This is a genomic window from Ignavibacteriales bacterium (assembly GCA_026390775.1).
In the GTDB taxonomy this organism is placed as follows: Bacteria; Bacteroidota; Ignavibacteria; order Ignavibacteriales; family Melioribacteraceae; genus Fen-1258.
Genome location: JAPLFF010000007.1, coordinates 748,364 through 773,795, shown reverse-complemented (window position 1 = coordinate 773,795; position 25,432 = coordinate 748,364). Strand labels below are relative to the sequence as shown.

Here is a 25,432-nt window from a genome sequence, read left to right as displayed (position 1 = left end):
CAACAATTATGGAAATTAAAAAATGTACAAAGTAGTATTACTAAGACACGGTGAAAGCGAATGGAATAAACTAAATCTTTTTACCGGTTGGACGGATGTTGATCTTTCGGAAAAAGGATTGGAAGAAGCTAAACAGGCCGGAATTGTTCTTAAACAAGAAGGTTATACTTTTGATATCGCATTTACATCTGTTTTGAAACGAGCTATAAGAACTCTCAACATTACTCTCGAGGGATTGGATCTGTTATGGATTCCGGTCATCAAATCGTGGCGATTGAATGAAAGACATTACGGAGCGCTTCAAGGATTGAACAAAGCAGAGACGGCAGAAAAATATGGTAATGAAAAAGTAAAATTGTGGCGAAGAAGTTACGATGTTCCGCCGCCATCGCTTGAAGAAAATGATGAAAGATATCCAGGCAAAGACCGACGCTATGCTGATCTTGATAAGAAAGATATTCCATTAACAGAAAGTTTGAAACTCACAGTTGATCGTTTTTTACCGTATTGGCATGATACAATCGCACCGACTATCAAGAGCAGAAAACGTGTTATTATTGCTGCACACGGAAATAGTTTGCGCGCGCTTGTAAAATATCTTGATAAAATTACTGAAGCTGAAATAACCGAATTAAATATTCCAACCGGTGTACCTCTAGTTTACGAACTTGATAAAGATTTGAAACCGATCAAACATTATTATCTAGGCGATCAAGAAGCAATTAATGCGGCAATTAATGCAGTTGCAAAACAAACAGATAAAAAGTAATATTGTATCAACGAAAAGGAGAAAGCAGATAGTTATTTCTACAATAACTAATTCAGAAGGAAAGCAATCATGAAAAAATCAGTTCTTGCATTATCCTTTCTCCTTTGCTCAATCACATCAATTCATTCCCAAACTGTAATTGGCAAATATGCCGGAGAGTTTTTAGCTATTGGTGTTGGCGGACGTGCGCTTGCTATGGGTAGCGCTCAAACTGCTATTGTTAATGATGTTACTTCCGGATACTGGAATCCCGCAGGACTTGCACGTATTAACTATCCACAAGTTGCTTTAATGCACGAAGAACATTTTGGAAGTCTTGTTAACTACAATTACGGTGCTGTAGCAATTCCTTACGGAAAAGATATGAGTTTTGGTATAAGTATTATGCGTTCAAGTGTTGATGGAATTCCGGATACCCGAAATGCATTGTACGATGCAAATGGTGACGGCATTCTTGATATTCACACCGACCGGCTTGATTACTCTAAAATTTCCGAATTCAGTAATACCGATTGGGCAATGTATCTAACATTTGCAAAACGTTACTCGGATGATTTTTACTGGGGCGCAAATGTTAAATTGATTTCGAGAAGTCTTGCCGAATACAGTGCGTTCGGAATTGGTTTTGATCTTGGCGCTGTTTACGTCCCGATGGAAAATTTATTTTTCGGTGCTAATATTCAAGATATTACTACAACGCTTGTTGCATGGAGTACAGGACGTAATGAATTAATTTCTCCGACAGCAAAAGTTGGTGCGGCATATGCTTTAAAATTTCTTGGTGGAAGAATAATGCCTGCTATTGATTTTGATCTTCGTTTTGAAAATAGAAAAACAGCTTCAACATTTAATATTGGACCCGTAAGTTTTGATGCACATGCCGGATTCGAATTCAATTATAAAAATATTTTTGCTGTGCGCGCCGGATACAATGATGTAAAACAATTTACTGTTGGTGCAGGTGTAACTTTACCAAAACTTCAAATTGATTATTCTTTTGCGCGGTTTAGTCAATCTGAAACGGAACGGTTACCGGATACACACCGAATTTCGTTAATCCTAACACTAGAACAGCCCAAGTTCATGCGTGACGGGATGTAATTTTTTTGTAGAGACACACGGCAATCGTTAATTTATAATTTTGAGACGACCCAACAGGTCGTCTCTACGTTTTAAACCATTCAAAATCTTTTCGTATTTTACCATTGTGTAATATTGTTTATAAAAATTATTTATAGGAGATAAACTAGATGTTAAAAATTGGTCAAGAAATTCCGGACTTTAAATTTGATGTTTACCATAACAATGAGTTCAAACAAATGAAGCTATCCGATACGCGCGGCAAATGGACAGTGCTTTTATTTTATCCGGCAGATTTTACTTTTGTATGTCCAACAGAGTTGGAAGAAGCCGCACATTATTACGAAGAATTCAAAAAAGCCGGCGCCGAAATTATTAGTGTTAGTACGGATACAAAATATGCTCACTTCGCCTGGCATGATACATCAAAAGCAATCGGTAAAATTAAATATCCGATGGCTGCAGATCCGACCGGAACTATGTGCAAAGCTTTTGGAACTTACATTGATGAAGACGGTCTTTCTCTACGCGGAACATTTATTATTGATCCGGATGGAATTTTGAAGACGATTGATATTCACGATAACAGCATTGGCAGAAGTTCAAAAGAAATTTTACGGCGTGTTAAAGCTGCCGCATATGTTCGCCAACATCCCGAACAAGTTTGTCCCGCGAGCTGGGAACCGGGTGATAAAACTCTTGTACCGGGTGAAGATCTTGTTGGAAAAATATAATTTAGAATTAAATGCGGATTCTTTTATGAGAGTTCGCATTTTAATAACAATTTGAAACGCTACATTAAAATATTTTTTGCATTTATTCTGCTTGGTATAGTTCAATCATGTTCAAGCGGATTATCCTCGTTGTATGATTCCAACTTTACACTTACAAATGAATTTGCAAAAGCAAAATCATCACAATTATCTGTTAAAATTCCGCAAGGCTGGTTCACTGCAGAAGACAATGAAAACAAGTTGATTGACCTCTGGCTTGTAAAAGATGATTACTCCGCCACACTAAATTTTATTACACTAAATGTTGATTCTCTTACTATGAAGGAAATTCAAAGCGATGAAATAAAATCCGTTGTTGAATTCAGTAAAGCTTTTAAAAAAGCAAAGTATGAAAAAACATTTGGAGGTTTTGTAAATCAAGAAACCTTCGAGATCAACAAACAGAAATTTTTTGCTTACGAGTATTCAGATGGCGCAAAGAGAAACATCCGCGTGGTGGTATTTAAGTCGGGCAATAAATTTTACGAACTTTCCGCTATTCCGGTAAAGACGCAAAACCTACAAGAACTCTATAAAATTCAGAATTCCATTTTATCCTCTATAAAAAACCCACTCTATTAGAGGACTTTTTGTTACAAACTAATTATGTCATTATAAATTATAAACGCCATCAACAAAAGTAAAAGTACAAATCCCGCGTTTTGAATTGCCATTTTAATTTTGATCGGCAATTCTTTCTTAAACAAACCTTCAAGCAAAATAATTACAAAATGTCCACCGTCTAAAACGGGGAAAGGAAGAATATTTATAATTGCCAAACTTAAACTGAGCATTGCAAGAAAGAATAAGAAATCCATTCCCCCTTTATCCGCGGAGGCAACAGCGATTTGAGCAATCTTAATTGGTCCGCCAAAAGCTTCCTTAAAAGCAATCTTACCTGTAATAACATTTTTCAACATTCCAAAAGTAAGTACTGTGTATTTGGCGGCATCATCGAGCGCATGAGTAATGGAAGAAAAGAAATTGTAAGTAATAAACTCACTTGGACCGGTATACGTGATTGAATGTGAAATACCAATTTTTCCATCAGGACCAGGTTTAACAGTGGTTGTAACTGTGTCTCTACCTCTTAAAACAATAATCTTAAGATTCTTTTCTTTAAAAGAAGAAATAATATCGTTAACCTGCTGTAATTCACTAATATTAATTCCATTAATTGAAATAAAAATATCGCCAGCTTTTAGTCCGGATTCTTCAGCCGGAGAATTCTTCATAACTTCTACAACCAAGGGTTTTGAAGGACTGGGCTGTATGAAAAATCCTTTTTTAGAATTTTGAGAAACTAAATGACGTTCAACAGTTATGATCTTTTCTTTCCCATCACGTTGGACTTTTATAACAACATCGCTTGTAGAATTTTGAACAAATAATTGTTCAACAGTTTTCTGCCAATTGTTAGCTTGTTCGCCATTAACCGATAAGATTTTATCGTAGGATTGGAATCCGGCTTTCTCTGCATCACTGCCGGGTAGAACCTTATTAATTGTAGTAGTTTTAAAAACTAGTTTTCCCTGGAAGAAATTAATTCCCCAGAATATCATAAGTGTAAGAGTAAGATTCATCATCACGCCGGCGGTGATAACAAAAAGTTTGGGTAAAGTTTTCTTTGCTCTAAATTCGTACGGCTTTGGTTCGGATTCTGCAAATTTGGTATCGAAACTTTCATCCACCATTCCGGCAATTTTAACGTAGCCGCCCAGAGGAAGAAGGCATAATCTGTAATCAGTATTTCCCTGTCCGTCAAAATCTTTTGGTAAATCACCGAATGTGAATCCGGTTAATTTATTCCAACCGAATAATCTCTTACCGAAACCGATGGCAAAAATATCAACGCGCATCTTGGAAATTTTTGCCGCGGCAAAATGTCCGAACTCATGTACAAAAACCAGAATTCCGATTGTAATCATGAAATAAATTATATAATCCATTCAACTCCCTTAGTTCAATTTTTTATTTAGGTATTCTCTCGTCATTGAATCGCATTCAATTATTGTTTGAAGATCCGCATTGTGTTTTATAGCGATAGTATTTAATGCATCATTAATTATTTCCGGAATCCGGGTAAACTTAATTTTACCCGAAAGAAATTTTTCTACTGCAACTTCATTAGCTGCATTAAGGATGCACGGTGCAGTTCCGCCCTCTTCAATTACCTTATATGCAATTTTAAGACATTCAAATTTATTAAAATCTGGTTCAAAAAATGTTAACAGATTAATTTTCTTGAAATCGGTATTAACGGTTTCAAAATAATACCTTTCTGGGAAAGTTATTGCATATAAAATTGGCAATTTCATATCAGGTAAACTTAATTGTGCTTTTATAGATCCGTCACAGAATTCAACCATAGAGTGAATTACTGATTGAGGATGAACTAATACCTCAATTTTTTCTTTAGGAAGATTAAAAAGCCAAAATGCTTCTATAACTTCGAGACCTTTATTCATCATAGTTGCGGAATCAATCGAGATCTTATTTCCCATTTTCCAATTTGGATGATTTAGAGCTTCTTCAATTGTTACGGTTTCAAGTTCGGTTTTATTTTTATTTAAGAATGGTCCACCGGAGGCGGTTAGAATTATTTTCTTAATATTTTTTTTGTCCTCACCGTTCAAGCATTGAAAAATTGCACTATGTTCGGAATCAACGGGAATTAATTCGGCTCCGTATTTTCTGCAAAGATCAATTATAATTTCACCGGCAGTTACCAGAGTTTCTTTATTCGCCAGAGCAATTCTTTTTTTTAACTTGATTGCCTCAATGGTTGGGGCCAATCCGGCAAATCCTACAAGTGCTGAAAGCAGAATATCATAATTATTACGGCGTGTTAATTCCAATAATCCTTCATCACCAATAAGAATCTCGCATCTGTTTCCGATTCTGTTTTTTAATTCTAATGCATTTTTCTTATCTCTAACAGCAACAGCACCGGGATGAAATTCTGAAATTTGTCTCTCGAGTAATTCTATATTATTGTTAACGGAGAGCCCGACAATCTCCAAGTTATCTGGAAATGTTCGTGCGATTTCTAAAGTGTTAATACCTATCGAGCCTGTTGATCCAAGGACTAAAATTTTTTTCATGTCAATTATAATTAAACAAAAAAAAATATGTGTGATCGCTAAAAGAAATTTAATTAATACAATAAAATTAATTACCACATTCTACTTAAAAAGCTTATTCAGATTATTATAAACATCATCGCTTAACTGTTCGTTTTTTCCAAAATCAATACCGATTGTAGTTCTAACCTTTTTTTTGAAGTAGGTGTGATCATTAATCCTATTATAATTAACAATATAACCATAAGAATTTATTTTGCATGTTTATTTTTGGTATTAAAAAAAGCCATGCTATTTACTCTTCCCTAATGGAAGGAATTTTAATTCAATCTTCTTTTAGCTTCATCAAACTCTTTGATTAATCTTTCTGTCAAATCTTTAACAGTAAGAATTTCTTTTATTAATCCTGCGCCTTGCCCTGCTTCCATCATTCCGTTTTGTTCGTCTCCTTCAAAGATTCCGAGCCGTTCCCGTTTTTCTCCTAACAAAGATTTTAATTTATCCTCATCAGCACCATTCAATTCTTCTTTATGAACGATTGAAGTAAAAACGTTCTTGATCATTCTTGCCATTCCGATTTTTTTTAGAACAAGTATAGTATCATTATTTTTCGCTTCAACTATTTTCTTCTTATAGTTGGGATGCGCAGAGGATTCTTCTGTTACAGCAAAACGAGTTCCGATCTGCACACCTTCTGCACCAAGAGAAAGCGCGGCAAGAATTCCTCTCCCGTCTGTTATCCCTCCTGCAGCAATGACCGGAATTTTTAAAGCATCAACAAGCTGAGGTATCAAACAAAAAGTTGTGATCTCATCTGCGCCGTTATGTCCTCCGGCTTCAACACCTTCACCTACAACCGCATCGCAACCAACGCTTTCTGCTTTGAGTGCATATTTTAATGACGGCACAACATGAACAACAGTAATATTATTTCTTTTCAACTCATCAATAAATTTTCCAGGATGTCCGGCAGATGAAAAAACAATTTCTACATTTTCTTCGATTATTACTTTTATCAATTCAGCAGCGTCTCCGCGAAGAAGAGGGACATTTACACCGAATGGTTTATCTGTTGCAGCACGGCATTTTTGGATATGTTCACGTAAAAGATCAGGTTTCATTGATCCGGAGCCGATTAAACCTAATCCGCCGTTATTAGAAACTGCAGATGCAAGTTTCCATCCGCTTACCCAAACCATCCCAGCTTGTATGATCGGACGTTTAATTCCAAAGAGTTTTGTAATGCGGTTATTAATTTCCATTATCTATCACATTTAATGTTCTGTTTATTTTCTTACATTCAAAATCTTAAATTCAAAGCTCAAAATCCAAAATTCGAGATATATAATTCATAACTTATAATTGCTTCTTCGTTGGGTTTGATATACGCCAACCTATTAATTAAATTGCCACGTGATTTTAAACAACGAAGGAAATTTTTGAGGGCAGTAATACCGGCAGCAGGAATTGGCACACGCCTTAAACCGCATACATATTCTCTTCCTAAAGTTTTGCTCAATGTTGGCGGCAAACCGATTCTCGGGCATATAATTGAAAAATTACTTGCCGAGAAAATTATCAAAGCTACTTTTGTTACAGGATATCTCGGTGAAAAAATTGTTGAATATGTTCATAAAGAATTTCCATCTCTAAAAGCAGATTTTATTGAGCAGGAAGAAGCGCTTGGATTAGGACATGCAATTCAAGTGGCAATACCAACTTTTGACGATGATGAAATATTCATAATACTTGGCGATACAATCTTTGATGTTGATCTAAAAAAAGTTTTTTTGAAAAAGAACAGTTCACTTGGCGTTAAGATTGTTGACGATCCTTCAAGGTTTGGAGTTGCTGTTTGTGAAAACGAAAAAATTATTAAACTAATTGAAAAACCAAAAGAGATTATCTCAAAACTTGCCTTGGTTGGTTTATATTATATCACGAACGCTAATTTATTGAAAGATTCGTTGAACGAACTTTTTAATAAGCAAATAAAAACTTGTGGAGAATATCAATTAACTGATGCACTTCAAATCATGATTGATAAAGGAGAAAGTTTAACAACATTCCAAGTAGAAGGATGGTACGATTGCGGTAAGCCGGAAACTCTTTTATCTACAAATCAATTTCTATTGACAAAACGTGGAACCAATAGACGAGTGGAAAATGTTGTTATTAATGATCCGGTTTTCATCTCTGATAGTGCAGTAATAAAAAATTCTGTTATTGGTCCATTTACAACAATATCAGATAATTGTGAAATCACTGATTCAATTATTCGCAATTCAATTATTAGTTCCGGTGCAAAGATTGAAAAAGCAATGCTTGAAAATTCGATCATTGGCAGTAATGCAATTGTTCGAAGCAACTTTAGAAAGTTAAACACCGGCGATTCATCCGAAATAGAATTTAATTAAATAATAGAGGAACAGATGTCATACTTATTCACTTCGGAATCCGTCTCGGAAGGTCATCCGGATAAAGTCTGCGATGCAATATCAGACGGAATACTCGATGCGATCTTTTCAAAAGATCCCAAAGCACGTGTTGCCTGCGAAACTTTTGTTACTACGGGACTTGTTATAGTCGGCGGTGAAGTTACAACAAGCGCTTACATTGATGTTGAATCTGTCGTAAGAAAAACAATTCGTAACATTGGTTATACAAAAGCAGAATATAAATTTGATTCAGAATCTTGCGGTGTGCTGAATGCAATTCACTCACAATCACCCGATATTGCTATGGGTGTTGATACAGGCGGAGCGGGGGATCAAGGAATCATGTTCGGTTATGCATGCGATCAAACTCCCGAGTTAATGCCGATGCCGATCGTTTATGCACATAAATTAGTTAAACGACTTGCGGAGGTGCGCAAAAAAAATCCGCGACTAATGCCTTACTTGAGACCTGACGCAAAATCTCAAGTAACAATTGAGTATGATGATAAAAATAAACCTCTGCGTGTAGATGCGGTTGTAATTTCTACTCAGCATGATGGTGATGTTTCTCAGAAAAAAATTAAAGATGATGTTATTAAACACATCATTAAAAAAGTTATTCCGGCAAAATATATTGATAGCAAAACAAAATATTTTGTTAATCCAACAGGAAGATTTGAAATTGGCGGACCGCATGGAGACAGCGGATTGACCGGAAGAAAAATTATTGTTGATACTTACGGCGGATGGGCACCGCATGGTGGTGGCGCATTCTCTGGTAAAGATCCATCCAAAGTTGACCGCAGTGCAACATACGCTGCACGGCATATTGCTAAAAATATTGTAGCCGCAAAACTCGCTAAAGAATGTTTGGTTCAGGTTGCTTATGCTATTGGTGTTGCAGAACCGGTATCAATTTATGTTGATACTAAAGGCACGGGAAAAATATCTGATCTTAAAATTGCAGATATGATAAAAAAGGAAGTGGATCTGACACCTCGAGGAATTATAGAAAGGTTGAAATTGCGCAGACCGATCTATCAGAAAACTTCTTCGTACGGTCACTTCGGCAGAAACGAAAAAGACTTTACATGGGAACAATTGGATCTTGTTCCAACGTTTAGAGAATATTTATAATTAAAAAGGGAAGTAAAATGAGTCAAGCAGTTGAAACGAAAGTTATGAATTATAAAGTAAAAGATATATCTCTTGCCGAATGGGGAAGGAAAGAAATTAAATTAGCAGAAGCTGAAATGCCCGGATTAATGTCGTTGAGAAGACAGTATGGCAAAGTAAAACCATTTAAGGGAGCTCGAATTGCAGGATGCCTTCACATGACAATTCAAACCGCAGTTCTTATTGAAACATTGATTGAATTAGGGGCTGAAGTAAAATGGTCTTCATGCAATATTTTTTCTACACAAGATCATGCCGCCGCCGCAATAGCTGCTGCCGGAATTTCTGTTTATGCGTGGAAGGGAATGACGCTCGAAGAATTCGATTGGTGCATTGAACAAACTTTATTTTTCGGTGAAGACAAAAAACCGTTGAACATGATTCTTGATGACGGCGGTGATTTAACCAATATGGTTTTAGATAAATTCCCGGAGTTAGTGAAAGGTATAAAAGGAATCTCTGAGGAAACTACAACGGGTGTTCATCGTTTATACGATAGAGTTAAACAAGGTACGCTTCCAATTCCAGCATTCAATGTAAATGATTCAGTTACAAAATCTAAATTTGATAACAAATATGGCTGCCGAGAATCTTTAGTGGATGCAATTCGAAGAGCAACAGACTTAATGATGGCTGGTAAAGTAGCTGTTGTTGCCGGTTATGGCGATGTAGGAAAAGGTTCTGCTCAATCTTTAAGAAGTGCCGGAGTTAGAGTAATCGTTTCTGAAATTGATCCTATTTGTGCACTGCAAGCTGCAATGGATGGTTATGAAGTTAAGAAGATGAAAAATGCAGTTCCTCGTGCGGATCTTATAGTAACAGCAACCGGAAATATAGATATCATAACAGAAGAACACTTCCGTCTTATGAAAGACAAAGCGATTGTTTGTAACATTGGACATTTTGATAATGAAATTGATATGGCTTGGTTAAACGACAATTATGGAAACACAAAAGACACTATCAAACCTCAAGTTGATAAATATACTGTGGATGGTAAAGATATTATTGTGTTGGCTGAAGGAAGATTAGTTAATCTTGGCTGTGGAACAGGGCATCCGTCTTTTGTTATGTCCAATTCATTTACAAATCAAGTGCTTGCACAGCTTGAGCTTTGGAATCATTCTGATAAATATGAAAATAAAGTTTACACGCTTCCAAAACATCTAGATGAACAAGTAGCAAGATTGCATTTAGAAAAAATTGGTGTGGAATTGGATTTGCTAAATGAGAAACAGGCAAAATATATTGGTGTTAAAGCAGACGGTCCTTACAAACCGGATTATTACAGATATTAATTTTTGTAAAATAATTCTTTTACAAAAAAGCCCCGCCTTACGCGGGGATTTTTTTATGATGTGGCAAAACCCTGTACGTGATTAGATCCTACTAAAGTTATTCCCTTCTCTCGTAGAAGATCAAATAATGAGTTAAGAAGAGTATGAATATCAGATGGTTTACTTAAATAAACATCACATCCGGCATCAAGAGCATTTAATCTGTCTTTATTAAATGCATGTGCAGTATAACAGACAACAGGGATGTTAGAATAATTCGGATTATTCTTTAACTCTCTTGTTAATTCAAGACCGTCTTTCTTTCCTTTAATAGAAATATCCATAAGGATGATATCATATTTCCCGTTATTCATTAAAGCATAGAAAGATTCGGATGAATCGCATATGTCGATTGTGAAATATTTCTTGAGAAACAATTCAAGAAATTTTTGATTTTCATAATCGTCTTCTGTTATAAGAAGTTTGGGTTTTTGTTCTACTAAATTCCCCATTTCTTATCTCCATTTAAAATTACTGTGAATGTTGTTCCTACATTTAATTCACTTTTTACTTTAATCTGTGCTTTATTTATATCTATAAAATTTTTTACAAGCGCTAACCCTAATCCTGTTCCCTCGTATCTTCTTGTATATCCCATTTCTTCCTGTGAAAAAGGAGCGAACAGTTTATTAATATATTCTTTAGATATTCCTTTGCCTGTATCGGTTAAATCAACGCAAATATTTGTGTTATTTCTGTAAATATTTAAGTTGATCTCACCTTTATTTGTGTATTTGATCGCATTATCTAAGAGATTTGCAAATATTTGAGTAATCGAATAATGATCTGCAACAACATTAGCATCTTCTTTAATTGGATTAGTCAGATTAATAATTAATCCTCTCTCTTCGGCTAAAGATGTGTACTCGCTTTGGAGAGTTTTTAAAAGTGCATAGAGATCAACTTTTTCCAAGCGAACATCGTATTTACCCGTTTGTAGCTGCGACATATTTAACAGCAGGTCAAATGTTCTATATAATCGCTTGCTGTTATTTTTCATTGAACGCAGAATAGAACCGAACTCACTTTCGATCGCATCGTTAGATTCTTCAAGCAAAAGATCAGTACAACCAACTATAACATTCAACGGTGAACGGATCTCATGTGAAATTTGCGCTAAAAAGAATTCCTTTAAACGTTTAGATTCTTCCGCATTAACTAACGCTACTTTTAAATTGCTTTCTGTGTTTTTCAATTCGGTTATGTCGCGGCCGTAAACCTGGCAGATATTAAGTTTACTAATACCTTCGAGAATGAATTGAAAATAATTATTTCCTATTAATGCAGATTGATTGATAGTTTTTTCTTGATCTATGATCTCTTTGATCTCTTTATCTTGTAAAAAAGGGAAAATGTTTTGTACTGTTTCACCAAGCAACACTTGATGTGGAAAGATTTTGTGTGCGGAATTATTTGCTAGAATAATTTTTCCGGATTCATCAAGCCTGAAAATAGGGTCTGGAGAAAGCTCTGCAAAAAGGGCAATAGATTCTGCTTTCTCAAGACGCATGTTCTCTTCTGCTTTAAGATGCTTCTTCCTCATCGGTATTATTACAAAGCGATAATAGATAAAAGTTATCGCCAAGATTAGGACCAGCAAGAATAAAGAAAATAATAAAGGATTCTCTACACTAAACAGTTTTTCCGAGCTTATTTTCTCCGCGGACTGAAAAGAAGAGTCCAAAGAGTATTTGCGCGATTGTTGTAATACTAAAAAAAGCAGTGGCATCAGCAAAACCTATAAGAACAATTAAAAATTTAGAAATAATTGTAAGGATGTAAAAAACTAATGCTAAATAGAAAACATTGAATTTAGAATTAATTGCGTATTCTACGATAAAAGTTTTTAGAAATACAATAAGAAGAATAAATTGAAGAATAATTGCGATGAAAAGATGATCTCTTGCTGTGAAATTAATTGTGAATAATAATATTAAATAAAATATGCCACCTACAATTAAGGAATAGTTTATTTCAGATTTATTTTTATTCCAGAGAATACTGACGAGCAATAAATAATTTCCCACTAAATAATAATTAAAAGAAATATCATTATGAAAAATTTCACCATATAAAAGTGCAATAGGATCCATTAAAGCAAGTATCAAAAAAAAGAAAAACTTGCTTGAGCGAAATTGTCTGATTGGGGGGAACAACCAAACAATAATACTGAAATAGACTAAGTACTTTATCAAATTTTTGTTTTAATTAAACAAATTATATTATTATAGAATTAATTCGAACATATTGGAGGACATGGTAAAGCAAACTCAAGAGTAGTTTCGCCGGCTGTTAAAGTTAAAACTGATGCTCTTACTTCAAAAGTAACTACAGGATCAGTAGTAGCCATTGCAGTTAATCCTTTTGATTTCCTTGGTTTCGCAAAATTCAGTAATTGTTCAACCTGGCTCTTGCTGAAAATGTATAATACATCATTATCATCAAGATATTCGTTCTCTTCCGACAATGAATTTTTCTTTTCATCGCGAATAACAACGCGGTTGTTTTTAATTGTAAATAAAACATATTCCTTATCATTTTTAAGAGCATCTCTTAAATCTTGGGCAGGAATATCAATTGAACCAATGACCTTACCAAACAAAACTTTTGCTTCTTGCTTGCTCATTAATTTACCAACAACACCAAGTTTACCTTGGGCACTAACAACTGATGAACCGATCATCAATATGATAGTGAAAAAAGTAATAAGTACTTTCAACTTTTTCATAATAGCTCCAATATATAAATTGAAAAAAATATTTTTTTCCGAAGGATTTTTCTCTTGAGAGATATATCCCCCGCATCAATATATTCATAATAAATTAATTTATACAACTACTTTTTTAAGAAAAAACACCCGCAATTAAAATGCCGCACGAAGGACATTTATTACCTGTTATCTTATAACTCTTAACAGAATGCCAGTCTCTAACAATAAGTTTATGACTGCAATGAGGGCAATAAGTATTTTGTCCAATCGAATCGTGAATATTACCCACATAACAAAACTTAATTCCAGATTGAAGCGCAATCTGTCGTGCTCTTATTAATGTTGGTGCCGGAGTTGGCCCTTTATTTATCAACTTAAAATCGGGGTGAAACGCAGTAAAATGTAGCGGCACATCATCTCCAAGATTTTCCAAAATCCACCCGCACATTTTTTTTGTTTCTTCTTCGGAATCATTCTCACCGGGTATTAGAAGTGTAGTTATTTCAAACCAAATAGCAGTTTCTTTTTTTAACCATATAAGAGTATCAAGAACATAATTAAGATGTGAGAAAGTTAATTTGTGATAGAAAGTTTCTGAAAAAGCTTTTAGATCAACATTGGCAGCATCAATATATTTGAAAACATCTTTACGTGCATTTTTATCAATGTAACCGGCAGTAACCATTACTGATTTAATATTTTCTTCCTTGGCAATCTTAGAAATATCTATAACATATTCACCAAAGATAACAGGATCATTATATGTAAAAGCTATAGATGGAACATTATGTTTCTTAGCAAGAGCAACAACATTCTCCGGTGAATAAGAAAGGGAATGAACGCTGTCTAATTTAGCTTTGCTGATTGACCAGTTCTGACAGAATTTGCATCCAAGATTACATCCTGCTGTACCAAAACTTAAAATTTCAGTTCCTGGGAGAAAATGATTGAGTGGTTTTTTTTCTATCGGATCAATTGCAAAGCCGGTTGGTTTTCCATATCCGGTTGAATAAAGTTTTCCTTCGATGTTTTGGCGGATGTAACAAAATCCTGCTTGTCCTTCACCAATTGTACAATAGCGTGGGCAAAGCGTGCAGAGCAACTTACCGATTTCAGTTTTTTCCCACCATTTTGCAAGATGATATTTTTCTGTTTGCAGATTTATCACTTGATTTCGAAATCCAAAATTCAAAACTGTTTTGAATTTTGGATTTTGTGATTTAAATTTTTTGCCTACACCCCAAAATAACATAAATATAAAAAAGATGTTGTTGATAGAATTAAAAAGTCAAAAGAGGATTAAAATAAATGGATAAGTGTAAAAACATGTCTCTATTTGTTTTAGTGCTAATTTCAAATACTTCTATGAAAATAAATGGTAATTGTACTGATAGTATTTGTTGAAAAATATATTATATTATTTGCGGGTAATAAATGGGTGGTGAAATGTTTTACTCTCACAAATATCACTTCTTGAATAACAAGTCATATTAACTAAGTATGGGGGAAGTTAACATATTAGAAAAATAATTAATCAACTTAATTTAGACATTCCATACTTCCAAAGATTGGAATAAAAATAAGTTTAACGAAATAATTTTAAAATAAAACTGATAATCGCTATGAATAAAATAATTGTAACAATAATGGTAATATTTTCTATCAAACTTTCAGCCCAAGATTACCCGCTTGCACCGGAAGTTTGGAGCGAACCAAAAAGAGTTGAAGATATATACATAAAAGGAATAGATGCAGATAATCCGAGCCTGACAAAAAATCTTGACACAATGTATTTCTACAGAAGCGGTGAAATTTATGTAACTACATTAAAAGAAGGGAAGTGGCAAACACCAAAAAGATTGAACAATAATGTCAACGCTGGTGGCGCAATGAGAAATCCATCAATAAGCAAAGATGGTAGAAGAATATATTATGCAGCATGGGGTGGTTACGGCGGCTGGGATCTATGGTACAATGATTGGGATCCACTTACTAATGACTGGGGTTCTTACAAGAACCTGGGACCAAAACTTAACTCGCCAACAATGGATTGGTACCTCTATGAAGTAAGCAAAGACACCCTTTTTATCCTTGACGATAAAGTAGCAACACCTTCTCCGATACTATATGTTTTCAACAAGACCAAGAACGATTGGGCAATCGCAGATAGTTTTTATTATCACAAGTTGGGTTGCTGTAGCGTTCAAGGTATAAGCATGCCTGCGAATAAAAAGAAAATATATTATAGTGATATAAATTTTTCATGGAGCAATGGTAATTATAAAAAACGTTACTCAGAATTGTGTATAGTATACTGGGATGAGAATAAGAATTATTGGAGTGACCCATATTTTCTAAATATAAATTCAGAAGCATTTCAACCAGACCCTAATAATCCATTCAATTGGACTGGCGGAGTAGATGAATTTCCATGGATATCCCGGAATGGTAAAACTTTATACTTCCATTCAAGTAGAAGAGAAGCAAGGGAAGATAGCAGTAACGCTTATAACATTTATGTAAGTTATTTACTAATAGATGAAAACGGTAAGCCTGTTTCAGTAGAAAATGAAAACAAAATACCAACGGGATATAAACTTTACCAGAACTACCCGAACCCTTTCAATCCATCAACAAAAATAAAATACAGCATTCCTGAAACAACATTTATCTCTCTTACATTATACGATATAAGAGGAAGAAGAATAACAGAATTAGTTAATGAAGAAAGACATCCGGGAGAATATGAAGTAGAATTAAATTCAAATAAATATAATCTATCCAGCGGAGTGTACATATACCAGCTTCGCACTTCCCGAGCAGTTCTAACTAACAAATTAACACTAATTAAGTAGGGGGTGATTTATGAAACGCCAAATTATTGTTTTATTGTTTTTAATCTTAATGTGTGAAAAAACAACTCCACAATCAAATACTATTAATTGTTATGTCCCGCCGGGTTACAAATCCTCTTTTGTTCTACAACAGGGAAAAAACAAAAGTATCTCGTCAATTACTGCGGTTACCCCTTTAAGCGAAGTAATTATTGTTGCAAAAGATTATGGAGCTAACCCTACATTGCCAGTTTGGTTTGATCAGGTAACTGATAGGTTACCTCAATATTTTAGCGAAGCAACCTTTGGTAATTTTTCTTACACGGGCACTGTATTAAAAGATGGTGGAGTAAGAGCATATATAATGCCCGCACCATATACTCCACCATTTGACGGCACGTGCCAGCATGTACATTCTGAAAGTAACATTAGAGCAGTACTTGCTTTAGCAGATGTAGACTATAATTTTGCAAACTATGCTGATGCAAATAACATAGTTAACGCACACTTTGTCTCTATAGAAGGTTCTGGAAACGGCGGTGTTGTTTGTCAAATTGATTATTTGTCAAACGACTATAAGAACGGCAGCCGTGTAACTGTTAGAATTGAAAGACAAACTAGAGGAAATGACCAGAAAAATTTCTTTAATATTTTCTGCCATGAATCAGGGCATTATTATTTCGGATTACCTGATATGGAACACAGTGCTTCTCAAACTTATGACCATTGGTCGCTCGGCTCTTTCGAGGTTATGAGTACTCTTGGTTTTGGTAATATACCATCATTATATAATCCGGTCTTTAGAGTAAATAACAATTGGTTTACTCCAACAACAATTACTTCCTCTCAGAATAATGTAACATTACAGGATTTTCAAACTTCAAAACAATGTTATGTTTACAATTCAAACTCTTCTCAAGGCGGTATGCTGTCAAGTCAAAGGTTTTATATTACGCACCATAATCGAAACGGTTACTTTTATAGTAATTGGCCATATCAAGACCCGCAAAAGGGCGGAGTTTTAATCTGGCATGAAACAGGCGGTGGTAGTTATGCTGACTGGCGAAGAATGGATATTGATTTAGAAGCAGCACACGGAAAATACGATTGGACAATATCACCACCTAATGCAACAAACACAGGAGTACAAAATCCTTATACCGGTAGAGACAGTTTAGAAATAAGAGTTGTTAGCAGCGGAAGAGTTGTAGGTGGTCCATATTATAACAGAGATGTTGGGAGCGGTTCAATATTTTTTACTCCCGATGCCGGAAAAACTTTTACACCAACATCTAATCCAAATTCAAATTGGTATTCAAGTAATACAAATAATTATGCACAAACCGGTGTTTCAGCTCTAAATGTAACTAACATAAGAAGCAACAGTGGAAGTGCTTTAGTGGATTTTAGCTTTAACAGTAATTATACAATCATTCAAGATATGTCGTTTAGCTCTTATGCATGGAGCTTTGACACCGATGTAATAGTAAACAGCGGTGTTACTTTAACTATATTACCCGGTGCATCAATTTATTTTACACCAGGTAAAAAATTAATTGTTTATGGTACACTAAATGCAACCAATACAACTTTTACTTCTGTATCAAGTTGGGGTGGTATTACATTTCAAAGTGGTGCTACTGGTATTATGGACGGTTGCACAATCAATTATGTCGATACCTATGGTGGTGCAGCTATAGTAATTAATAATTGTTCTCCTACCATTCAGAATTGTACCATTCAACCCAGAAATATTTCTAATGGTATTTCGGTTTTATCAAATAGCACTCCATACATCTATAATAATACAATTAGAATGTTTGGTACCAGCACGAACGGTATATATGTAAGTCAATCAAGTCCATATATTAGAAAAAACACTATTATTGGAAAAAATAATAGTGGCAGCACAGGTGTGTATGCCTACTATATTTCACGCCCATTTTTTGGTGTACCTTATGGCAGCACCGAAGGTAAAAACGAAATACAACAATTTTACGATGGGATCTATGCCTTTTACTACTGTACTGTAGATGCTGGTTCCGCTACTTTGGCAAGAGATAATGTGATTTATTTTAATACTAATTCTAATGTTTATGCAGACTATAATTCTACTGTAAATGCACGATATAACTGGTGGGGTCTGTATCCCCCAGATCAAACAAAATTCAAAGCTTATAATGGGTCTAGTATTTATTGGGATCCAGCGCTATCTTCTCCACCTGCTCAAGGATTACTTGCTGTTAGTACTCAAAACACCAGCATCTCACCTGACGAAGAATTATTGGAGAAAGCAAATGAATTGAGACAAAATAAAAAGTATGATGAATCAATAAAAATTTATAAATCGCTTCTTAGTTCAAGTGCTAATTCTAATGTTGTAAAGAAAGCTCTTGTGGGAGTTGCATTTATTTATTCGGGAACGAAATCCCCTGAATTGATGAGTATAATTGATGCTTATACACAACTTAAGAATGATAAATATCAAATGGAACCGCTTGCTTTCGAACTCCTTTCTTTACTTTATACAAACAACGGCGATAACTTAAAAGCTATTGAAGCAAACAATAAACTTGTTATAAAATTTGTTAATACAGAAAATGGGAATAATGGTTTGATGAATCTGTTTTATATTTATTACAATAAGAAGGAATATGATTTAGCTGCCTCAATACTTTCAAAGGTGAAGGCAAATAGAGCGAATGATTATGAAATATTATCTGCAAAATGGCTATTAAATGTTGTTGGAAAATGGGATTTTAATACAACTCTATCAAAAGGAATAACGGAATTATCAGAAAAACCATCGGCTGTTATTGAAAAGAATGATGGTGAAATATTGGAAAATTATCCTAATCCATTCAACCCAACAACAAAAATTAGTTTTTCTATTCCCCAGAAGAGTCAGATTAAATTAAAAGTGTTTGATGCATTAGGAAGAGAAGTAGCAAACTTAGCTGACGGAGTTTATGATATTGGAAAGTATGAAATAACATTTGATGCAAGTAAATTACCAAGCGGAGTTTATTTCTATAATCTAACAACAGGAAGCAATTCCATTTCGAAGAAAATGTTGTTGATCAAGTAATGCAACACGAGAAGTGAGACTAAAAAGGCGATCAAAAATTGGTCGCCTTTTTCTTTGTTTTCAATTCTCAATTATTTTTTTCTCTTTAATGATTTTCCCTCGTGATTACCGTTCGGTTTTGAATTATTCTTCTTTGATGACGGCGGGCGTATTCTCTTTCTCATTGCAGTAAGTTCTTTTTCTACTTCTCCGAAGATAGTATCTGATTGATATCTTCCATTGGTTAACTTTTTACCGGCACGTAAACCTGTAAGAATCTCAATAGCTTCTTCAACTTTAGAAACTGCATAAACATGAAATTGATTTTTCTTCACGGCATTTAGAACTTCATCTTTCAGCATCAAATCTTTTACATTTTGTAATGGAATAATTACTCCATGCTTTCCTGTTAAGCCTTTCATTTTGCAGACATCAAAAAATCCTTCTATCTTTTCGTTCACTCCGCCGATTGGTTGTATCTCGCCTTTTTGATTTACAGATCCGGTAATTGCAAAAGATTGTTTTATTGGAATGTTTGAAAGTGCAGAAAGCAAAGCACAGATTTCCGTAATGGATGCACTATCGCCGTCAATCATTCCGTATCCTTGTTCAAAAACCAAGCTTGCTTGAAATGAAAGCGGAATTCGATTTCCAAAATTTTCTCTAAAGTATCCCGAGATGATGAGCACACCTTTGTTGTGTGTATTCCCGCTTAAACCTGCTTCGCGTTCAACATTAATTATAATCCCATTGCCTAAAGAAACCGAAGCTGTAATACGCGTAGGTTTCCCAAATGAATGCTGACCGCTTTCATAAACAGCGAGACCGTTGATCGTCCCTACTCGCGCGCCATCTGTATCAATTAAAATTGTTCCGTCATTTATCATTTCAGAAAGTTTTGATTCATAGAGTCCATGCCGTTCTTTTGATGCATTGAATGCCGCATCAACATTTTTTTTAGTAACCATTTTATGCCCGATACTATGCGCCCAAAAATTTGATTCCCGCACGAGATCGGCTATATAAGCGAAACGAGTTGTTAATTTATTTTTTTCCCCTGCATAACGGGCACCGTATTCAATAATTTTTGCTATTGCCGATTTATCGAACTCCAAAAGTTTTTCACTCTCAATTAATTTTTTAATGATCATTGCATATTCGGTCATTGCAGTATCAGTGCGTTTCATTTCATAATCAAAATCAGCTTTGATCTTAAAAATTTTATTAAAGTCGTCTTCATAAGAAGAAAGTATTGAATAGATGTTTGCGTTACCGATCAAAATTACTTTTGTGTCAATATTGATCGGTTCTGGTTTTATTATGCTGGGAGAAAACTGATAGATATTTGCAAGATCTTGAATCTCCAACTGCCCGAATAGTAAAACACGTTTTAAGGTTTTCCAAACACCGGGTTCACCAAAAGCATCCATTGCATTAATAATTAAGTAGCCGCCGTTAGCACGCAGCAGCGACCCGGCTTTTATTTTTGTGAAGTCTGCGTACCAGCCGCCTTTGCCGTCGCTGTATTTTTCTATTGTGCCAAAAAGGTTGTTATATGTTGGTGATGTCTCAACTATTACCGGACATTTTTTTATGGAAGAATTGTCAAGTATGATATTTACTTCATATTCTTTTAAGTAATCAATTACAATTCCGCCGCCGGTTTCTTCGCGTACCGGTTTTTGTCCCTTAAACACATCAAGGTTTTGCAGAATACTTTCATGCATCTGATCTAAATATTCTTTTACCGAATGCGTTTTATATTTCTTTTTGAGATCATCAATTGTAACCATGATGAATCCATTTACAAAATCCGTTTCGAGCTGTGAAATTTTTTCTTGGAACTCCTGCGTTAGTTTTAAACTTTGTTTGAATAGAACCTGAAGTTCATCTTGATAAGAAGCATACTTTGTAATTATTTCTTGAGCTTTTTCTTTTGATAATTTTTCCGAACGAACCAGCTCATCTAACTGCTGAACAAAAACCGGCTTATCTTCAACCACTGCTAAAATTTCGGGACGGACCAATTCGCCTACTTTAACCTGTCCAAGTGTAAAATTATCTTTTCGTAATTTTTCTTCAAAGTCGTTCATCATCTTTTGCTGCGTTTGTCCAAACTCATTAAGCATTTGTTTCTTCTGAGATGTGAACGGATCGGTAGAAAGTAATTGCGGGATCTTTTCCTGTAAAAATTTTATTACCCATAAAAGATCTTTCCTAAATTTAGTTGCCTGTCCGGAAGGAAATTGAAGCAGTGTCGGTCGGTCTTCATCTTGAAAATTGTTTACATATGCATAATCGTTTAGATGAGAGTAATTGTGTGCGATTGATTCCAGCATTTGTTTTATTGCTGTAAACTTTCCCGTGCCTGATAGTCCTGTAATAAAAATATTGTAACCTGGACTTTTTAAATCAACTCCCAACCGTAATGCTTTCAGTGCTCGTTCTTGTCCTACAATTCCTTCAATCGGTTTTACTTTTTCGGTGTCTTCAAAATCAAAAACTTTGGTATCACAAGTCCATTTTAAATCTTCGGGTTTTAATTCTTTTGGTAGATGTGCCTTTAGAAGTGCCATTGTAAATTTCCTGCGATTAGTGAATGGAAATCCGTATCAAAAATAATATAAAAATGATGTTATTGAAATATCATTATTACAGCTATAAAATTTGAAGTAATTAACTTACTTTTACCAAGGTAATTTTGAAAAATTCCTCTTCGCTTCTGCGAGGAAGGGTGTTCTGTATTTTAAAGAAAGGGAAAATGAAATCAACCTCCGATGTTCTTCTAGACTCACTTCAATCTTTGCGCGAGTTAAAAGAAAAGATTTTTATTTTAACTCAGCATGAAAAGATTTTTGTCTCACCATTTGCCGGTTCATCAAAATCTCTTTTCATAAAATCTATTGTCGAGAAAGAAAAACAAATTCTTCTTCTCTGTCCGACGGTTCAATCTGTAAATGAAACTAAAGTTGAGCTGAATATTCTGGAATTGGAGGATTTAATAGTATCAGCTGATGAATTAAATGCCGAAATTCTTCAAGAAAGATTGACCGATCTTAACAAGAGAAACAAATTTATTCTTATTTCAACTTATGAAATTCTTAAACTGAAATTGCCTTCAAAGAATACGATAGATAAGAACACAACTAAAGTAGAAATCGGCGGCAACTTAACGTACAATGATTTGATCGAATACTTTAACTCGATTGATTACAACCGCGATAAGTATGTTGACGGTGCGGGTGATTTTGCAGTACGCGGTTCAATAATTGATTTCTGGTCTTACAGCGAGAAACAGCCGGTGCGGTTGGAATTTGACGGAGATTTTATAGAATCAATCCGTCACTTTGATCCTGATAACCAGCGCTCGCTTGATAAATTATCTTCGGCAACAATTGCCGCATCAATCAACGCAGAGGAATTAAGCGCAGATATTTTTGATTATTTGAACGATCCGCTTGTTTTTGTCGACGAATTTGAATTGCTAAATCTGTTCAACAAAAAAACAAATACAACTCCGCAAAAGTATGAAGAAGAAATTGATGATGATTTGAAAGAAGAACTTTATGAAACGAGCGAAGCAGCAGAAAGGAAAGAAGAAAAGACGGAAAGAAGAAATGATAATTTTGATTCGGTAGAAAAACTATTTGAGACAAACGCACGATGGATAATTGAAGATGCGATTGGTCAGCATGACGAGAGAATTAATCTTCAACTTAACCAAGCCCCGGCAATAAATTCCAACTTTGAATTGCTGTTTACATTTTTAAAAGATTATGCAAACAAAAATTTTCAAATAATTATTGCAGTAGAAAATGAATTACAGAAACAGCGTCTCTTTGAATTGCTGACAGATTATAAAAAAGAATTGGCAGAATTATTCGAAGCTGGAAAGATCAAAATAGTTGTATTCGGAATTAAGAGCGGGTTTATAGTAAAGCAGGATCATCTAATTCTTCTCACCGATTACGAAATTTTTAACAAACCTTATCGAACTAAACTTTCGACAAAACTTAAGTACAAAAAATCACGCATTAAAGATTTTGCTTCGATTAAAAAAGGAGATTTTGTTGTTCATGAGAATTTTGGAATCGGGCAATTCGTTGGATTAGAAACAATTAAGATCGGAACAACCGAGCAAGAATCAATAAAAATATTGTACGCTGAAAGCGGAGTAGTTTATGTTAATCTGAATTATCTGTCGCTTGTTAAAAAATTTTCTTCTAAAGATAATATTGCACCTAGACTTTCTGTCCTTGGCGGCGGTGAGTGGAAATCAACAAAGAAAAAAGCTAAAGCAAAGATCAAAGAAGCCGCACGGGAACTCATTACTCTTTATGCAAGAAGGAAATCCGCACAAGGATTTTCTTTCAGTGCAGATTCCATCTGGCAAAAAGAATTAGAGGCATCATTTTTTTATGAGGATACACCCGATCAAACAAAAGTTACTGAAGAAGTTAAACGTGATATGGAAAGCGAGAATCCGATGGACCGCCTTGTGTGCGGCGATGTAGGATTTGGTAAAACTGAAATTGCTGTGCGCGCTGCGTTCAAAGCAATAAATGATGGTAAACAAGTTGCTCTACTTGTACCAACAACAATTCTTGCTGAACAGCATTACAATACTTTTAAAGATCGGCTGACTCAATTTCCGGTTAAAGTTGAAGCGCTTTCTAGATTTAAAAACAAATCCGAACAAATGGCGATTACAAAAAAACTGGAAAAAGGTGAAGTTGATTTAGTAATTGGAACTCACCGCTTGCTTTCAAAAGATATTTCTTTTAAGGAACTCGGTTTGCTTATCATTGATGAAGAGCACCGCTTCGGGGTTATGGCTAAAGAAAAATTACGTTCATTAAAAGCGAATGTTGATACTTTAACCTTAACTGCAACGCCAATTCCTAGAACGCTGAATCTTTCATTGCTTGGTGCTCGAGATCTTTCTATCATTGCAACTCCGCCGCCGAACCGGCAATCAATCTATACAAAAGTTGATACGTTCGATATCCATAAAGTGCGGGAATGGATTTTAACAGAGGTGAAAAGGAACGGACAAATATATTTTGTACATGACCGTGTTCAGTCAATCGAAAAAATTGCAGCGTATGTTCAAAAATATGTACCGGAAATAAAAATCGGTGTTGCACACGGACAAATGAAACCGTCACAACTTGAAGACGTGATTCATAAATTTTTAAATAAACAATATCACATGCTGATCTCCACAAAAATAATTGAGAGCGGACTTGATATTCCAAATGTTAATACAATTATAATTAACCGCTCCGATCGTTTCGGCTTAGCAGAACTCCATCAGCTAAGAGGAAGAGTCGGCAGAAGCGATAGACAGGCTTACGCATATTTTCTTGTTCCGTCATTAGACACAATTACAAAAAAAGCAGTTAAGAGATTGCAGGCAATAGAAGAATATACAGATCTTGGTGAAGGATTTAATCTATCTATGCGCGATCTTGAAATCCGCGGTGCGGGAAATTTACTTGGTACCGAACAGAGCGGATTCATTGATACGATCGGCTTTGATATGTATATAAAACTTCTTGATGAAGCTGTGGACGAATTAAAACAAGACGAGTTCAAAGAAGTATTCAAAGACCTTCCGAAGCAGCAAGAGCGTTCTTCGCCAACGATAGATACATTTTTCGAGATCGGTATTCCTCACTCATATATGCCGGATCAAGCAGATAGATTAAGTTTTTATACCGCACTTTTTTCAATGATAAAAATTGAAGAGCTTGAAGAAATTAAAGAAGAAATGATTGACCGGTTTGGAAAAATGCCGCCCAATGTTGAAAGATTAATCCTTGCGGCAGTTCTAAGATTCTATTCTTCGTTCGCACTGTTTGAAAGAGTATTAATTCAATTTAATAAGATTACCATTGTTTTGCCGAAAGGCGACAAAGAGAATTTCTATCAGAAAAAATTTATTCCGCTTTTGACTTTCATCAACGAGAATTACTCAAAAGATATTAAATTTGTACAGGCAAATGAAATAATGAAATTTGAAATGAATAATAAATTCGGTTCCGCTGAAGCAGCAATGAATTTTCTAATCAAATTTTGCAAAGAAATTATTGAAGTAATTTCAAAGATCAGTTAATAATTCTTGTTTTATCTTTTTAAAAGATAAAAGTAAGATCATGCTAA

The 25,432-nt window shown here is 34.9% G+C and carries 19 protein-coding genes; 10 read left to right on the top strand and 9 right to left on the bottom strand.

The genetic code is table 11. The annotated features are described in order from the left end of the window. Nucleotides 1–22: 22 nt before the first annotated feature. From gpmA to NTZ27_08610, 4 genes are all read left to right on the top strand, one after another. Complete coding sequence (gene gpmA, locus NTZ27_08625) at nt 23–769, top strand: 2,3-diphosphoglycerate-dependent phosphoglycerate mutase (GenBank protein ID MCX6174798.1); 747 nt, start codon at nt 23–25, stop codon at nt 767–769. A gap of 69 nt (nt 770–838) precedes the next feature. Beyond that, a complete protein-coding gene (locus NTZ27_08620) occupies nt 839–1,870 on the top strand; it encodes a PorV/PorQ family protein (protein MCX6174797.1) in 1,032 nt (343 codons plus the stop codon). Nucleotides 1,871–2,019: 149 nt separating this feature from the next. After that, complete coding sequence (locus NTZ27_08615; protein ID MCX6174796.1) at nt 2,020–2,583, top strand: redoxin domain-containing protein; 564 nt, start codon at nt 2,020–2,022, stop codon at nt 2,581–2,583. 51 nt (nt 2,584–2,634) lie between these two features. Next, nucleotides 2,635–3,204 (top strand): hypothetical protein, encoded by a 570-nt coding sequence (locus NTZ27_08610; GenBank protein ID MCX6174795.1) that lies wholly within the window; start codon nt 2,635–2,637, stop codon nt 3,202–3,204. A gap of 11 nt (nt 3,205–3,215) precedes the next feature. On the opposite strand, the gene rseP is transcribed toward NTZ27_08610, so the two are convergent. The 3 genes from rseP to NTZ27_08595 form a co-directional block, all read right to left on the bottom strand. Further along, on the bottom strand, nt 3,216–4,571 hold the full coding sequence (gene rseP / locus NTZ27_08605) for an RIP metalloprotease RseP (GenBank protein MCX6174794.1): 1,356 nt from the start codon (nt 4,569–4,571) through the stop codon (nt 3,216–3,218). A gap of 9 nt (nt 4,572–4,580) precedes the next feature. Next, nucleotides 4,581–5,726 (bottom strand): 1-deoxy-D-xylulose-5-phosphate reductoisomerase, encoded by a 1,146-nt coding sequence (locus tag NTZ27_08600; protein MCX6174793.1) that lies wholly within the window; start codon nt 5,724–5,726, stop codon nt 4,581–4,583. Nucleotides 5,727–6,025: 299 nt separating this feature from the next. Next, nucleotides 6,026–6,967 (bottom strand): nitronate monooxygenase, encoded by a 942-nt coding sequence (locus tag NTZ27_08595; protein ID MCX6174792.1) that lies wholly within the window; start codon nt 6,965–6,967, stop codon nt 6,026–6,028. Nucleotides 6,968–7,144: 177 nt separating this feature from the next. Between NTZ27_08595 and NTZ27_08590 the strand changes: the two genes are divergently transcribed. From NTZ27_08590 to ahcY, 3 genes are read left to right on the top strand one after another with little or no spacing between them, the layout of a single operon-like run. Then, nucleotides 7,145–8,122, top strand: a complete 978-nt coding sequence (locus tag NTZ27_08590) for a sugar phosphate nucleotidyltransferase (GenBank protein MCX6174791.1) — start codon at nt 7,145–7,147, stop codon at nt 8,120–8,122. Nucleotides 8,123–8,137: 15 nt separating this feature from the next. Further along, complete coding sequence (metK, locus tag NTZ27_08585; protein ID MCX6174790.1) at nt 8,138–9,280, top strand: methionine adenosyltransferase; 1,143 nt, start codon at nt 8,138–8,140, stop codon at nt 9,278–9,280. Between the two features lie 17 nt (nt 9,281–9,297). After that, nucleotides 9,298–10,617: an adenosylhomocysteinase gene (gene ahcY, locus NTZ27_08580; protein MCX6174789.1), complete on the top strand. Its 1,320-nt coding sequence runs from the start codon at nt 9,298–9,300 to the stop codon at nt 10,615–10,617. A gap of 53 nt (nt 10,618–10,670) precedes the next feature. Here ahcY and NTZ27_08575 read toward each other — a convergent pair whose 3' ends face one another. The 5 genes from NTZ27_08575 to amrS form a co-directional block, all read right to left on the bottom strand. Further along, on the bottom strand, nt 10,671–11,108 hold the full coding sequence (locus tag NTZ27_08575; protein MCX6174788.1) for a response regulator: 438 nt from the start codon (nt 11,106–11,108) through the stop codon (nt 10,671–10,673). Beyond that, nucleotides 11,096–12,199 (bottom strand): ATP-binding protein, encoded by a 1,104-nt coding sequence (locus NTZ27_08570; protein ID MCX6174787.1) that lies wholly within the window; start codon nt 12,197–12,199, stop codon nt 11,096–11,098. Before NTZ27_08570 ends, NTZ27_08575 begins: the two co-directional genes overlap by 13 nt. An 88-nt stretch (nt 12,200–12,287) precedes the next feature. Continuing rightward, nucleotides 12,288–12,749 (bottom strand): hypothetical protein, encoded by a 462-nt coding sequence (locus tag NTZ27_08565; protein ID MCX6174786.1) that lies wholly within the window; start codon nt 12,747–12,749, stop codon nt 12,288–12,290. A 140-nt stretch (nt 12,750–12,889) separates the two neighbouring features. Beyond that, nucleotides 12,890–13,384 (bottom strand): hypothetical protein, encoded by a 495-nt coding sequence (locus tag NTZ27_08560; protein ID MCX6174785.1) that lies wholly within the window; start codon nt 13,382–13,384, stop codon nt 12,890–12,892. Between the two features lie 115 nt (nt 13,385–13,499). Continuing rightward, nucleotides 13,500–14,534, bottom strand: coding sequence for an AmmeMemoRadiSam system radical SAM enzyme (gene amrS, locus NTZ27_08555; GenBank protein ID MCX6174784.1), 1,035 nt, complete (start codon nt 14,532–14,534; stop codon nt 13,500–13,502). 454 nt (nt 14,535–14,988) lie between these two features. Between amrS and NTZ27_08550 the strand changes: the two genes are divergently transcribed. Together NTZ27_08550 and NTZ27_08545 are read left to right on the top strand one after the other, a co-directional pair. Then, nucleotides 14,989–16,221, top strand: a complete 1,233-nt coding sequence (locus NTZ27_08550; GenBank protein MCX6174783.1) for a T9SS type A sorting domain-containing protein — start codon at nt 14,989–14,991, stop codon at nt 16,219–16,221. Between the two features lie 10 nt (nt 16,222–16,231). Further along, nucleotides 16,232–19,288, top strand: coding sequence for a T9SS type A sorting domain-containing protein (locus NTZ27_08545; GenBank protein ID MCX6174782.1), 3,057 nt, complete (start codon nt 16,232–16,234; stop codon nt 19,286–19,288). 71 nt (nt 19,289–19,359) lie between these two features. Here NTZ27_08545 and NTZ27_08540 read toward each other — a convergent pair whose 3' ends face one another. Continuing rightward, a complete protein-coding gene (locus NTZ27_08540; GenBank protein ID MCX6174781.1) occupies nt 19,360–21,843 on the bottom strand; it encodes an ATP-binding protein in 2,484 nt (827 codons plus the stop codon). Nucleotides 21,844–22,028: 185 nt separating this feature from the next. Between NTZ27_08540 and mfd the strand changes: the two genes are divergently transcribed. Next, nucleotides 22,029–25,385 carry a transcription-repair coupling factor gene (mfd, locus tag NTZ27_08535; GenBank protein MCX6174780.1) on the top strand — a complete coding sequence of 1,119 codons (3,357 nt, stop codon included), beginning with the start codon at nt 22,029–22,031 and terminating at the stop codon, nt 25,383–25,385. The last annotated feature ends 47 nt before the right edge of the window (nt 25,386–25,432 follow it).